Origin of the sequence: Micromonospora sp. NPDC049175, from assembly GCF_043197345.1 — a bacterium.
Lineage (GTDB): Bacteria > Actinomycetota > Actinomycetes > Mycobacteriales > Micromonosporaceae > Micromonospora.
The window spans coordinates 62,016-74,015 of sequence record NZ_JBICSY010000015.1 but is presented as its reverse complement, the minus strand read 5'-3'; the positions used below and the strand labels follow the sequence as shown (position 1 = coordinate 74,015).

The window sequence follows — 12,000 nt, the reverse complement described above, 5'->3', positions numbered from 1 at the left end:
GGGACGGTTCGACACCCCGATTTCCCGGACCCCGAGTTGATCAGCGAGGGCCACCGCGATCAGCAAGGACCACCGCGATCAGCAAGGACGACCGCGATCAGCAAGGACGACCGCGCACCCGTAGCTCAGCGCGCCGCGAGCTCCGCCGTGACCGGCGCCTCCCAGTCGATGACGTACCGCTGCTCGTGGGCGATCGTCTTCTCCGGGTCCATCACGGTGCGCACCATCAGCGGCATCAGCAGCGGCATCAGCGTCCGGGCGACCGGCCCCGGCGCCTTGGCGTGGTTGATCCGGGCCGCGCGGGCGGCGACCTTCTCCACCCTGGCCCGGCGCAGCCGCACGTACGCGTCGAACGCCGCCGCCACGTCCGGCAGGTCACGCAGGCAGCGGGCGAGCTGTACCGCGCTCTCGATGGCCAGCGAGGCACCCTGTCCGGAGCTGTTCGACGGCGCGTGCACCGCGTCGCCGACCAGCACCATCCGGCCCCGGTGCCAGTGCGGCACGGGCGGCATGATCTGCAACGAGCCGGCCACCTGGAGCCCGTCGGCGTCGCTCGTCGCCACGAGTTCCCGGCCCGGGTCGTCGTCACCGTAGCTGGTACGCAGCGTCTCCCACCACTGTCGCGCCGGCACCGCACGGGCCTCGACGAGGCTCATCGGCCGCTGCTGCGGCAGGTTGGCGCCCCACCGGGTGCCGCCGCCGGGCTCCGGCCAGTACAGGTAGTAGCCCCGTTGCCCGAACGCGAACGTCATCGTGCCCGGCTCGACGTCCACCTCGTGCCGGGCGACCGCCTCGAAGCTGAGCAGCCCGGTGAACCGGGGGCCGGGCGCGGCCGGGTCGATGAGCCCACGAACTGTCGACCGGATGCCGTCGGCACCGATCAGCACGTCGGCGGTGGCGGTGCTGCCGTCCTCGAACCGGGCCGTCACGCCGCTGTCGGTCTGCTCGGCGTCGACGAGCCGTTTGCCGTACGCGAAGCCGACGCCCTCGGCGACCGCCCGATCGTGCAGCGCCCGGTGCAACTCGGCCCGGTGCACCACCCGCAGCGGCGGCACCCCGGCCAGCGTGGGCAGGTCGATGCGGCGTCGACCGACCGCCATGACGCTGCGCGTGATCGGGGTGGCGGTCGCCGTCACCGCCTCGTCCGCGCCGACCAGGCGCAGGGCCGCCACACCGTTGGGCGCGAGGGCGAGGGTGCCACCGATGCCGCCGGCCCCGTTGGCCGTGGCGGGGTACGCCTCGTAGACGGTGGCGGTGATGCCGGCTCGGTGCAGCGCGAGGGCCGTCACCGGCCCGGCGATGCCGCCGCCGATGACGATCGCGGTTCGTACCGTGGTCATGCTCTTCTCCCTGGGGTGTGTGGTCGCGTGCGACCGACCTGGGAGGGAGCCCGGCTATCCTCTGGTTGCCGCTTCGGGCCGGGTGCCTTCCAGGCATCGGTTCGGGGTAAGGGCTCCGGCGGGGTGTTGGCGCACCCCGCCGGAGCCGTCTTCAGTCGGCTTCCCGGCTGCTGGCTTTCGGCGTGGTGGGTTCGACGCCGGCGTTCTCGGCGTTGGCCTTCGGGGTGCTGGAGGTGTCGGCCCTCTCGGCGTTGGCTCTCGGCGCGGTGGTTCTCTCGGACAACTCGGTCAGCTCCGCGGGCATCTCGCCGGTCTCGTGGTAGGCCCGCCAGGTGTCCAGCCCCGGATAGCTGCCCGAGGTCAGCTCCGCGAGCAGCCCTCGCAGCCAGGCGGCCTCCGCGTCCCGCAGGGCCAGGTCGTACTCCGACTCCACCAGGAACAGCCGCGGAACCTCCCGCAGGTGGGCGTCGAGCGTCTCGCGGTCCCGCCGGAGCGCGTCGTCGAGGAGGTCGAGCCGCTGACGGAGCAGGTCGATGGCCTCGTCGGGATGCAGGGCGGCGAGAACGGACAACCCCGCCCGGAAGCGGGGATGCTCCGGCATCGGGGTGGAGACCAGCTCGCGGGCCCAGTCGACAAGCTCGGCCCGCCCCGCGTCGGTGATCCGGTAGACGGTGCGTTCCGGGCGTCGGCCCTCGCGAACACTCTCCACCGCGTCGATCAGGTGGTGCTTGTCCAGGTTGCGGATCACCGTGTAGAAGGAGCCCCACTTGAACTCCATGTCCTGGTCCTTGCCCCAGGCGCGCAGCGCGGTGGCGATCTCGTACGGGTGCATCGGCCGCTGGACCAGGGCGGACAACACGGCCAACGCGAGCAGGTTGCTGACCTTACGCCGCTTCGGCACGATGCCCTCCGGACTCGCTCGCTTCCAATTACTCGTCCGCAAGTATATGCACACGAGTAGGCCCACCGCGATCCCGCACGTGCCGTGATCGCCGCGCGCGGTGATCGACGCCGGCCGGGGTGGGGCGCTCGCCCGGGCCGGGGTGGTCGGTCGCGGCGGTCGGCCTACGATCATCGGGTGGAGGAAGATATCCGGCGGATCGGCATCATGGGTGGCACCTTCGACCCGATCCACCACGGCCACCTCGTCGCGGCCAGTGAGGTGGCGGACCGGTTCGGCCTGGACGAGGTGGTCTTCGTCCCGACCGGGCAGCCGTGGCAGAAGGCTGACGAACCGGTCAGCCCGGCCGAGGATCGATACCTGATGACGGTCATCGCCACCGCCTCCAACCCTCGCTTCCAGGTCAGTCGGGTCGACATCGACCGCAGGGGTCCGACCTACACGGTCGACACCCTGCGCGACCTCCAGGCCGAGTACGGCCCCAAGGTGCAGCTGTTCTTCATCACCGGCGCGGACGCCCTGCAACGGATCCTGTCCTGGAAGGATCTGGACGAGATCTTCGAGCTGGCCCACTTCATCGGGGTGACGCGGCCCGGCTTCCCGCTTACCGACAAGCACCTTCCGGCGGACACCGTCAGCCTGATCCAGGTGCCCGCGATGTCCATCTCGTCCACGGACTGCCGCGCGCGGGTGGCCCGAGGTGAGCCGGTCTGGTATCTCGTGCCCGACGGTGTGGTGCAGTACATCGCCAAGCGAAGCCTCTATCAGCGCTGACCACGCCGAGTTTCGGCCGGTTTGTGCGTCTAACCGACCGAAACTGCGCGGTCGGGGCGTCGCCGGGTATGAGACGCTTGGAGCATCGCATGCTTGATCGAAGGAGAACGGTGACAGTTTCCGAACGCGCCCACGAGCTGGCAATGGCGGCAGCCCAGGCCGCCGCCGACAAGAAGGCGCAGGACATCGCGATCATCGACGTCGGCGACCAGCTCGCCATCACCGACGCGTTCGTGCTCGCCGCTGCCCCCAACGAGCGTCAGGTGCTGGCCATCGTGGACGCCATCGAGGAGAGCCTGCTGGAGCTGCCGGACAAGGCCAAGCCGGTGCGGCGCGAGGGCGAGCGTGGTGGCCGTTGGGTGCTGCTCGACTACGTCGACATCGTGGTGCACGTCCAGCACACCGAGGAGCGCGAGTTCTACGGGCTCGACCGCCTCTGGAAGGACTGCCCCACCATCCCGTTCGTCGATCGCGACCTGGTCGAGGCCGACGCCAGCGGGTCCGCCGCCGCCGAATGACCCGACTGATCGTCTGGCGGCACGGCAACACCGACTGGAACGCCGCCAACCGCGTCCAGGGGCAGACCGACGTACCCCTCAACGAGCTGGGTCGCGACCAGGCCCGCGCCGCCGCGCCGCTGCTCGCGGCGCTGCGGCCCGACGCCATCGTGGCCAGCGACCTGAGCCGCGCCGTGGAGACCGCCGCCGCGCTCGCCGCGTTGACGGGGCTTCCGGTGCGCACCGACGCGAGGCTGCGCGAGCGGCACTTCGGTCAGTGGCAGGGTCTGCACCTGACCGAGGTCGCCGAGCGTTTCCCCGAGGAGTACGCCCGCTGGCGGGCCGGCGACCCCGATCCGGGTGCGGATCTGGAGCCCCTGCACGCTCTCGGCGAGCGGGTCGGCACCGCGCTGCGGGAAGCCGCCGACGCGGCACCGGGCGGCACTGTGGTGATCGCCACCCACGGGGGCGGCTCCCGGCAGGGCATCGGTCACCTGCTCGGCTGGGAGACCGGCGTGCTGCGCACCATCGGTTCCCTGGCCAACTGCCACTGGAGCGAGCTACGGCACGACGACCGCGCGCCGGCGATCGGGCGTCCCCAGGACGTCCGTGGCTGGCAGTTGCGGGCGCACAACGTCGGCCTGGTCACCGCTCCGGTCGCCGTCGACGCGATCTGAGCGCTCGCGCTTCGGCGCTGGGGGTCTCGATCGGCTAGCGTGCCGGGCATGCCCGTCGCGGTCGTCATCGACTCCACCGCCTATCTTCCGCCTGAGCTGTTGCGGGCGCACCGGCTGACGGTGGTCCCGTTGACGGTTGTGCTCAACGGCGCGGAGGGGCTGGAGGGGGTGGAAACCCAGCCGGCCGATGCCACCGTGGCGTTGAGCGCCCGGCGGGTCACGGCCACCACCTCCCGCCCGGCGCCCGACCAGTTCGCCCGGACGTACCGTCAACTGCTCGACGCCGGCGCGGACGGCATCGTCTCGGTGCACCTCTCCGCCGCGCTGTCCGGCACGGTTGAGGCCGCCCGCCTGGCCGCGGCCGACCTGGACGGCCGGGTCGAGGTCGTGGACAGCCAGTCCGCCGGCATGGGGCTGGGCTTTCCGGCCATCGCGGCCGCCACCGCCGCCGAGGTCGGCGTCGACCTCGCCGGGGTACGCGACGCGGCGCTCGCCGCGGTCGCCCGCACCACGGTCTTCTTCTACGTCGACACGCTGGAGTTCCTCCGCCGAGGCGGCCGGATCAACGCGGCGGAGGCGCTGTTCGGCACGGCCCTGTCCGTCAAGCCGATCATGCACATGCCGGACGGGGCGATCGTGCTGCGCGAGAAGGTCCGCACTGCCAGCCGGGGGGTGGCCCGGCTCGTGGACCTGGCCGTCGAGGCGGCCGGGGACGACGATGTGGATCTCGGGGTGCATCACCTGGCCGCGCCGCAACGGGCCGAGGCGCTGCGGACCGCGCTCACCGAACGCCTCGGTGACCGGCTGCACGACACGTACGTCTCCGAGGCGGGCGCGGTCGTCGCCGCGCACGCCGGCCCGGGGCTGGCCTGCGTGGTCGTCCACCGCCGACTGGAGCGCTGAGCGGTGCCCACGTCGTGTGTGGTGACCGGCGGTGGTCGCGGCGTCGGCCGGGCCGTGGTGGAACGCCTGGTGGCGACCGGTGCCACGGTCGTCGTGTTGGAGCGCGACGCCGACGCGGCCGACTGGTTGACCGGGCACCCGGCCGCCGACCGACTCGTCGCGGTGTTCGGCGACGCCGCCGACGAACGGGTGGCCGAGCATGCCGCCGAGCTGGCCGAACGCGCGGCGCCCCTGACCGGCTGGGTGAACAACGCGGCGGTGTTCCGCGACGCCGCGCTGCACTCGGCATCGGCCGACACGGTCCTGGACCTGATCGGGCTGAACCTCCGCCCGGCCGTGGTCGGCGCGGCGGTGGCCGTCCGCCGGTTCCTGGCCCGCGCCGCCGGCGGCGCGATCGTCAACGTCTCGTCGCACCAGGCCCGCCGGCCCGTGTCAGGCGCCCTGCCGTACGCGACGGCGAAGGCCGCGGTGGAGGGGCTGACCCGGGCGCTGGCCGTCGAGTACGGCAAGTACGGCATTCGGGCCAACGCGGTCGCGCTGGGCTCGATCGCCACCGAACGGCACACCGAATTCCTGGCCGCGCAGGAGCCCACCCAGGCCGAGTGGATCGACGCCGAGCTGAATCGGCTGCACCCGGTGGGCCGGATCGGGCGGGTCGACGAGGTGGCCGAGGCCGTCGCGTACCTGCTGTCACCGGCGGCGAGCTTCGTCAACGGGGTGGTCCTGCCGGTGGACGGGGGACGAGCCGTGCTCGGCCTCGACCCGGAGGCCCGTTGACGGCGGATCGTTCGTGCCAACCGGATATCTACCTGTCGGCGACGAAGACGCCTTGCCCCTGCTGACCGTAGACCAGGTCCCGCTCGTGCAGCTCCTTGACGGCCCGGTAGGCCGTGGAGCGTGCCACGTTGTAGAGCTCACCGATCTCGGACACCGATGGCAGTTGTTGGCCCGGTGGGTATTCGCCCGAGCGGATCTTCTGCTCGATGTCGTCCGCCACGCGGCGGTAGTGCGGCGGTCTCGTTGGCATGATCGATTCTCCTGGACTTCAGCAGAGATCATGTTTCCAGCCCGGTTGCGATCGAGACAAGGCGACAACACGGCAAAGTGGAGATAGTGAGAACTTGACTACACTGAGACAGTGGATACAGTGAGACAGCGATCGGATGCTCCTGGACTTCAGCACTCCCGAGGTGTCTGGTCTGCCCGCCCCGAGGTTCCCTCCGGGCGGGCTACTTCGGATCTCGCGAGAGGCGTCGACCATGCCAATCGACGAACCGGTATCCGCAGCGACCCAACTGTTCATGGCTCGTCGCGTACTGAATGTTCACTGGACCCGTGCAAACGACCGTCCCTGGCGGGTGGGCGGGTGCCTTGAGTGCCGAGGACGCGACGACTGTCGACAGCTTGATTGGGCGGTCGAGCTTATGGCGGAAGTCGCCTCGGTGATGTTCCAGAAGCGGTGAATATCCGGTCAGGGGCGCTGTGTTAGCCTCCGTGCGCGCCCCAGATGGGCCTACCCCCCGGAGGTTCTGGCTACTTCAGCCACCACGCCGAGATCGACGCGATGTGCGCGTCTCTCGTGCGGGATCCGGGGCGTCGGTGCCCTCGGGGCTTTGTCATCGCTGTGGCTGCGGAGGGCTCTGGGCCTCCGGTCGGGTCAACGGATCGACCGGCAAGAGGACGGTACGGATGACAGTCACGTTCAACCACACAATCATCGCCAGCAAGGACAAGAGCGCGTCGGCCGCGTTCTACCGGGAGCTGTTCGAGTTGCCGGAGGCGCCCTCGTGGGGGCCCTTCGCCAACGTGCAACTGGACGAGGGGCAGCTGCTTCAGTTCGCCGAGCCGCCGGTGGACATCCAGATGCAGCACTACGCGTTTCTGGTCGACGACGAACTGTTCGTACGGTGCCTGGCGTTTGTCGAGGGGCGCGGCATCACCTACTGGGCGGACCCGCAACTGAAGCGCGAGGGTGAGACCAACACCGAGCACGGTGGACGGGGCTTCTACTTCTTCGACCCGGCAGGGCACGCCATCGAGATCATCACCCGGCCGTACCTGTAGCGACCGACGTCGGCGGCGGCGCACCCCGCTCGTCGAGGAGCGGTGCCGGCTTTGGTGGGCAGTCCACCGGGCCGGCACCACCCGCCCTACGGTCTATGCCTGTGGCTGCCCTCCAGACCGGGCTCAGGACCGCCTCTTCCTGGTCCAGATGACGTGGACGGCGCAGGCGATCAGCATGAGTACGGCGATGGCGGTCCAGGCCCAGCGGGCGAAGTGCTCGTCGGCCACGAACGCGCGGATGCCGGCCAGGACGGCGAGCGCCAGCGGGCCCATGCCGAACCACTCGGAATGCTCGGAGAAGGTCAGGTCTTTCAGCGCCTGCCGCATGCGGCCAGTCTAGGTAAGGACGGCCCGGAACACGGCTGGGGAACTGGACGATGCCAGCTGCGATCATGGTGTGGTGAGTCAATGCTTTCAGGTCGGCGATCTGGTGCTGTGGAACCCGTCCAACACCGTGGCGCAGTTGTTCTTCCGAACGACCGATGCGATGGTGCCGGTCGCCGAGTGCCCATCGGGTGTCGCACCGGATGTCGGCCGGGATGAGTACCAGATCGACCCGGACACCTTCGCGGCGTTCGTCGACGTCCTGACCGCGCGGTACCTGTCGACAAACCACCCCATCCTCAAGTCCATGATCGAGGGGTATCTGTCCACGGCACTGGTGCTGGTCCGCCGAAGCGGCCGTGACGTCCCGGCACTCGACCAGCCAGTCACCCGGGCCAGCCGGGACATCTCGCTGCGGGACGCGTTCGACCCGGACGCCGACCGACAGCGGCTCCTGAGCCTGGCGGTGAGCCACGCAATGGCAATGCCCGACTGAGACGGCGTACCCCGGCGCCCTGGGGGCTGTGGAGCAACCCGTCGGCGGTCAGCCTCCCTGCCGAGCCTCGTAGGCGCGGGTCACCTGCGCCGTGGGGTCCGCGCTCTCGGCCGTGCGTACGGGGTAGACCAGCAGGAAACCCGGCAGCGAGAACCGGGCACCATGCTCGCCCTCGGACAGCACGAACGTCCCGCCCCGCTGCTCTGGCTGCCAACCGTTCTCCAGCGCATAGCCGATGACTGCGCGCACGTCGGCGGCCGTGGGATAGCTGTCGTCTGTCGCACACGCGTCCCACCGCGAGGGCCCGGTGACCGACAGCAGGTCCACCTCGAGTTTTCGGCTGGTCTTGCCGGCGCCCCAAACGCGAACGCGGATGCCCCGGTGGCAGTCACCGCTGCCCGGCAGGCAGTGAATCACCGCCCGCCACACAAAGGTGCGCCCGTCGATCCATATGTGCCGCAGTGGAGCCCGCACGCCGCCCACCTCCGCCGTCAGATCCTTGCCGCTCCACCGTCCCCGCGCCAGCGGTTTCGGTGGCCCCGTGCGGTGGCGGCGCAGCCTCGCCGGCACCCACCTCCTGGTCTGCTACCGATGCCCCGGCTGCCACCGAGACGCATAGCAGATCTGTGCTTGATCAGGGCGTTGTCCACAGTGGCGTCGGTTATCCACAGGACGGCGCCGCCACACCCCACCGCCTTCGCCGTCGCCATAGCGTCGCCCTGTGTCACACGACGAGGAGACCGAGGTACGCCAGCGCCTGCGCCGGCTGACGGACGCGCCGCTGGACGTGTCGTCACCCCCGGTAGGGGCAACGCTCGTGGGCGTACCTCTGGCTGGGGTGCTGCCACCCCGGGCCGGGGCGCCGATGGCGGAGCCGGACGCGGGCGTACCCCTTGCCGTGGAAGGCCCGGTCGCCCCGCGGCTGTCCGGGCCGGGCGCGTTCGATCCAGGGCGACGCGGTGTGCGGGCGCTGGCTGTCGTCGCGGCGGTGGTGGTGCTGGCCGCCGCCGGATGGGCCTGGCGGTCCCGGCCGCACGCCGAGCCGGTCGCGCCACTGGGCAGCGAGGCCGTAGCGGCCACTCCGGCGGGCGACCCCAGCGCGTCCGGCTCCGGTGAGGTGGTGGTGGCGGTCGCCGGCAAGGTCCGCAAGCCCGGGTTGGTGCGGTTGCCGGCCGGTTCTCGGCTCGCCGACGCGGTGCTGGCGGCCGGTGGTCCGCTCCCCGGGGTCGACGTGGCGCTGCTCAACCCCGCCCGCAAGGTCACCGACGGCGAGCTGATCGTGGTCGGGGTGACGCCGCCGCCGGTGCCGGGCGGACCGGCGGCGGGCGGTGCGACACCTAACACCGGACCACTGAACCTCAACAGCGCCACACTGGCGCAGCTCGACGCGCTGCCCGGCGTCGGGCCGGTGCTCGCCCAGCGCATCCTCGACCACCGGGACCGACACGGCGGGTTCAAGGCCGTCGGTGACCTGCGTCAGGTCGACGGGATCGGCGACGCACGGTACGAGCAGCTCAAGGACCTGGTGACGGTGTGAACCGTCACCCTGCCAGTGGCAACCCGTCGCCGCCGGACGGCTCCGTGAGCGGTGCCGACAACCAGACCTCGCCACCGGATCTGCGGCTCGCCGGGCTGGCCGTGGCCGCCTGGCTCACCGCGCTCGCCGGCCTGCATCTCGGCACCCGCTCGCTTCTGCTGGTGGCCGGGGTCGCGGCCGTCCTGACCACGTGCGGCACCCTGCACCTGCTCGATCACCTCGGCCGTCCGCGGGCCGCCGCGCGCCGTTACGGCTGGATCGCCGTCGCGGTCGGCCTCGGCGTGGTCTGCGCGGGGGCGGCCACCGCGGCCCGGCTCGCCATCCGGGACGCACCGCCGATCCGTGCCCTGGCCGAGCAGCGCGCTCTGGTCACCGCGGAGGTGGTGGTCCGGGACGATCCCCGCCCGATCCGTTCCGCCGGTCGGCCGGGCATGCTGCTGGTGCCGAGCGAGCTGATCCGCCTCACCGGCCCGGACGGTCGGCGACTGCACGCGTCGGTGCGGCTGCTCGTGCTTGCCACCGACCCGGCCTGGCGTGGGCTGCTGCCCGGGCAACGCGTCACCACCGACGGCCGGCTCGGCGCCCCCCGCGGTGGTGACCTCACCGCGGCGGTGATCAGCACCAACGACCCGCCCGAGCGGCACGGCGCGTCCTCCTGGCCGCAGCGCGCCGCCGGCACCCTGCGTGCCGGCCTGCAACGGGCCTGCGCGCCGCTGCCCGACGACCCGGGCGGGCTGCTGCCGGGGCTGATCGTGGGGGACACCAGCCGACTGCCGCCCTCCGTCGAGGAGGACTTCCAGGCCACCGGAATGACACATCTCAATGCCGTCTCGGGGAGCAACGTCGCCATCGTGGTGGGTGCGGTGCTGTTGCTGGCCCGGTGGGGGCGGGCCGGTCCGTGGCTGGCCGTCGGGCTCTGTGGGGTGGCGCTTGTGGGCTTCGTCATTCTGGTCCGCCCGTCACCGAGCGTTTTACGAGCCGCGACGATGGGGGCGATCGGGCTCGCCGCGCTTGCCGCCGGTCGTCCCCGCGCCGCGCTGCCCGCGTTGGCCGCCGCCGTCACCGTGCTGGTGCTGGTGGACCCGGAGTTGGCCGGGGATCCCGGGTTCGCGCTCTCCGTGCTGGCCACCGGTGGCCTGCTGCTGCTCGCCGCACCCTGGCGGGACGGGCTGCGTCGGCGGGGCGTGCCGCCCGGCCTGGCGGAGGCGCTGGCCGTGCCGGCGGCCGCGCAGGTGGCCTGCGGGCCGGTGGTCGCCGGCATCTCCGGCACGGTCAGCCTGGTCGCGGTGCCGGCCAACCTCCTCGCGGTGCCGGCCATCGCGCCCGCGACCGTGCTGGGCGTGCTCGCGGCGATGGTGTCACCGATCTGGCCGCCGGGTGCCGAGTTCCTCACGTGGCTGGCGAGTTGGCCGGCCTGGTGGCTGGTGGTCATCGCCCGCCAGGGCGCCCGGCTGCCCGGCGGCACCCTGCCCTGGCCCGGCGGGGTGCCCGGGGCGCTGCTGCTGACCGTGGTGACGGTCGCACTGCTGATCGCGGTGCGTCGCCCCCTCGTGCGCCGACTGGTGGCGGTCGTCGGCGTCGCCTCGGTGCTCGGCGCGCTTCCGGTGCGGTTGGTGTTCGCCGGCTGGCCGCCGCCGGGGTGGGTGGTGGTGGTCTGCGCGGTGGGCCAGGGCGACGCCGTGGTGTTGCCGGTCGCCCCCGGTCGGGCGGTGGTGGTCGACGCCGGGCCGGAGCCGGGTGCGGTGGACGGTTGCTTGCGTCGGCTCGGCGTACGCGAGGTGCCGCTGCTGGTGGTCAGCCACTTCCACGCCGACCACGTGGGTGGGGTGGCCGGGGTGTTCCGGGGGCGACGGGTGGGCGCCGTGCTGACCCCGTCCTCGACCGATCCGGAGAGCGGCCGGGACCTGGTCCGGGCGGCGGCGACCGCCGGGCGGTCCGCGCTGCTCACCACCGTGGCCGGTGCGCGTCACCCGATCGGGGGCGTCGACCTGCTGGTGCTCGGCCCGCCGTACCCGCTGGCCGGCACCAGGTCCGACCCGAACAACAACTCACTTGTGTTGCGCGCCACGGTGGACGGGGTGCGGATCCTGCTGCCCGGTGACGCGGAGGCCGAGGAGCAGCACGCGCTGCTGGCGCGGGCAGCGCCGGGGCACCTACGGGCCGACGTGTTGAAGGTCGCCCATCACGGGTCGGCGTACCAGGATCCGGGGTTCCTCGACGCGGTAAGGCCGGCCGTCGCCCTGGTGCCGGTGGGCGCCGGGAACACGTACGGGCACCCGAATCCCAGCCTCCTCGCTCGGCTGAGCAGGGGCGGCGCGCGAGTGTTACGGACCGACACCGACGGCGACCTGGCGGCTGTCCGGGCGGGACCTGGCCTGGCAGTCGCCCGCCGGGGAATGCCACCAGGCCGGCAGTCCTGACGATCGAGGGCCCTGCATTCAGGATTTCTGCGCGACCTTGCGCGCGGGCCCGCACCGATCCAGGGGC

14 protein-coding genes are annotated in these 12,000 nt (G+C 72.0%); 9 read left to right on the top strand and 5 right to left on the bottom strand.

Translation table 11 applies throughout. The features are described from left to right. Positions 1-125: 125 nt before the first annotated feature. Entirely contained in the window at positions 126-1,340 is a 1,215-nt protein-coding gene (locus ACGFH8_RS34180) for an FAD-dependent oxidoreductase (RefSeq protein WP_393375600.1), read from the bottom strand. A 151-nt stretch (positions 1,341-1,491) separates the two neighbouring features. Then, positions 1,492-2,241: a PadR family transcriptional regulator gene (locus tag ACGFH8_RS34175; RefSeq protein ID WP_393375598.1), complete on the bottom strand. Its 750-nt coding sequence runs from the start codon at positions 2,239-2,241 to the stop codon at positions 1,492-1,494. A 177-nt stretch (positions 2,242-2,418) separates the two neighbouring features. Between ACGFH8_RS34175 and nadD the strand changes: the two genes are divergently transcribed. The 5 genes from nadD (at position 2,419) to ACGFH8_RS34150 (ending at position 5,869) form a co-directional block, all read left to right on the top strand. After that, positions 2,419-3,015: a nicotinate-nucleotide adenylyltransferase gene (gene nadD / locus ACGFH8_RS34170; protein WP_357378495.1), complete on the top strand. Its 597-nt coding sequence runs from the start codon at positions 2,419-2,421 to the stop codon at positions 3,013-3,015. 110 nt (positions 3,016-3,125) lie between these two features. After that, positions 3,126-3,533: a ribosome silencing factor gene (rsfS, locus tag ACGFH8_RS34165; RefSeq protein WP_393375596.1), complete on the top strand. Its 408-nt coding sequence runs from the start codon at positions 3,126-3,128 to the stop codon at positions 3,531-3,533. Further along, positions 3,530-4,189: a histidine phosphatase family protein gene (locus ACGFH8_RS34160; RefSeq protein ID WP_393375595.1), complete on the top strand. Its 660-nt coding sequence runs from the start codon at positions 3,530-3,532 to the stop codon at positions 4,187-4,189. Before rsfS ends, ACGFH8_RS34160 begins: the two co-directional genes overlap by 4 nt. A 48-nt stretch (positions 4,190-4,237) precedes the next feature. Continuing rightward, positions 4,238-5,092 (top strand): DegV family protein, encoded by an 855-nt coding sequence (locus ACGFH8_RS34155; RefSeq protein WP_393375592.1) that lies wholly within the window; start codon positions 4,238-4,240, stop codon positions 5,090-5,092. 3 nt (positions 5,093-5,095) lie between these two features. Then, positions 5,096-5,869 (top strand): SDR family NAD(P)-dependent oxidoreductase, encoded by a 774-nt coding sequence (locus tag ACGFH8_RS34150; protein ID WP_393375590.1) that lies wholly within the window; start codon positions 5,096-5,098, stop codon positions 5,867-5,869. A 28-nt stretch (positions 5,870-5,897) separates the two neighbouring features. Here the strand turns inward: ACGFH8_RS34150 and ACGFH8_RS34145 are convergent, their stop codons facing one another. Further along, positions 5,898-6,119, bottom strand: coding sequence for a GntR family transcriptional regulator (locus tag ACGFH8_RS34145; RefSeq protein ID WP_393375588.1), 222 nt, complete (start codon positions 6,117-6,119; stop codon positions 5,898-5,900). Positions 6,120-6,781: 662 nt separating this feature from the next. On the opposite strand from ACGFH8_RS34145, the gene ACGFH8_RS34140 reads away from it, so the two are divergent. Next, positions 6,782-7,156: a VOC family protein gene (locus tag ACGFH8_RS34140; RefSeq protein WP_393301428.1), complete on the top strand. Its 375-nt coding sequence runs from the start codon at positions 6,782-6,784 to the stop codon at positions 7,154-7,156. 123 nt (positions 7,157-7,279) lie between these two features. Here ACGFH8_RS34140 and ACGFH8_RS34135 read toward each other — a convergent pair whose 3' ends face one another. Continuing rightward, complete coding sequence (locus ACGFH8_RS34135; RefSeq protein WP_393375586.1) at positions 7,280-7,483, bottom strand: hypothetical protein; 204 nt, start codon at positions 7,481-7,483, stop codon at positions 7,280-7,282. A gap of 73 nt (positions 7,484-7,556) precedes the next feature. Here ACGFH8_RS34135 and ACGFH8_RS34130 point away from each other — a divergent pair, with 73 nt between their 5' ends. Further along, positions 7,557-7,976 carry a DUF6086 family protein gene (locus ACGFH8_RS34130; protein WP_393375583.1) on the top strand — a complete coding sequence of 140 codons (420 nt, stop codon included), beginning with the start codon at positions 7,557-7,559 and terminating at the stop codon, positions 7,974-7,976. Positions 7,977-8,024: 48 nt separating this feature from the next. On the opposite strand, the gene ACGFH8_RS34125 is transcribed toward ACGFH8_RS34130, so the two are convergent. Beyond that, positions 8,025-8,450 (bottom strand): integrase, encoded by a 426-nt coding sequence (locus tag ACGFH8_RS34125; protein ID WP_393375580.1) that lies wholly within the window; start codon positions 8,448-8,450, stop codon positions 8,025-8,027. A 247-nt stretch (positions 8,451-8,697) separates the two neighbouring features. Between ACGFH8_RS34125 and ACGFH8_RS34120 the strand changes: the two genes are divergently transcribed. Further along, positions 8,698-9,513 carry a helix-hairpin-helix domain-containing protein gene (locus tag ACGFH8_RS34120; protein WP_393375579.1) on the top strand — a complete coding sequence of 272 codons (816 nt, stop codon included), beginning with the start codon at positions 8,698-8,700 and terminating at the stop codon, positions 9,511-9,513. Positions 9,514-9,557: 44 nt separating this feature from the next. Further along, positions 9,558-11,933: a ComEC/Rec2 family competence protein gene (locus tag ACGFH8_RS34115; protein ID WP_393375687.1), complete on the top strand. Its 2,376-nt coding sequence runs from the start codon at positions 9,558-9,560 to the stop codon at positions 11,931-11,933. The last annotated feature ends 67 nt before the right edge of the window (positions 11,934-12,000 follow it).

Excerpts from the sequence above, each read along its gene's own strand:
- ACGFH8_RS34180 (WP_393375600.1), bottom strand. The coding sequence starts at position 1,340 with ATGACCACGGTACGAACCGCGATCGTCATCGGCGGCGGCATCGCCGGG.
- ACGFH8_RS34160 (WP_393375595.1), top strand. The coding sequence starts at position 3,530 with ATGACCCGACTGATCGTCTGGCGGCACGGCAACACCGACTGGAACGCC.
- ACGFH8_RS34155 (WP_393375592.1), top strand. The coding sequence starts at position 4,238 with ATGCCCGTCGCGGTCGTCATCGACTCCACCGCCTATCTTCCGCCTGAG.
- ACGFH8_RS34145 (WP_393375588.1), bottom strand. The coding sequence starts at position 6,119 with ATGCCAACGAGACCGCCGCACTACCGCCGCGTGGCGGACGACATCGAG.
- ACGFH8_RS34140 (WP_393301428.1), top strand. The coding sequence starts at position 6,782 with ATGACAGTCACGTTCAACCACACAATCATCGCCAGCAAGGACAAGAGC.
- ACGFH8_RS34135 (WP_393375586.1), bottom strand. The coding sequence starts at position 7,483 with ATGCGGCAGGCGCTGAAAGACCTGACCTTCTCCGAGCATTCCGAGTGG.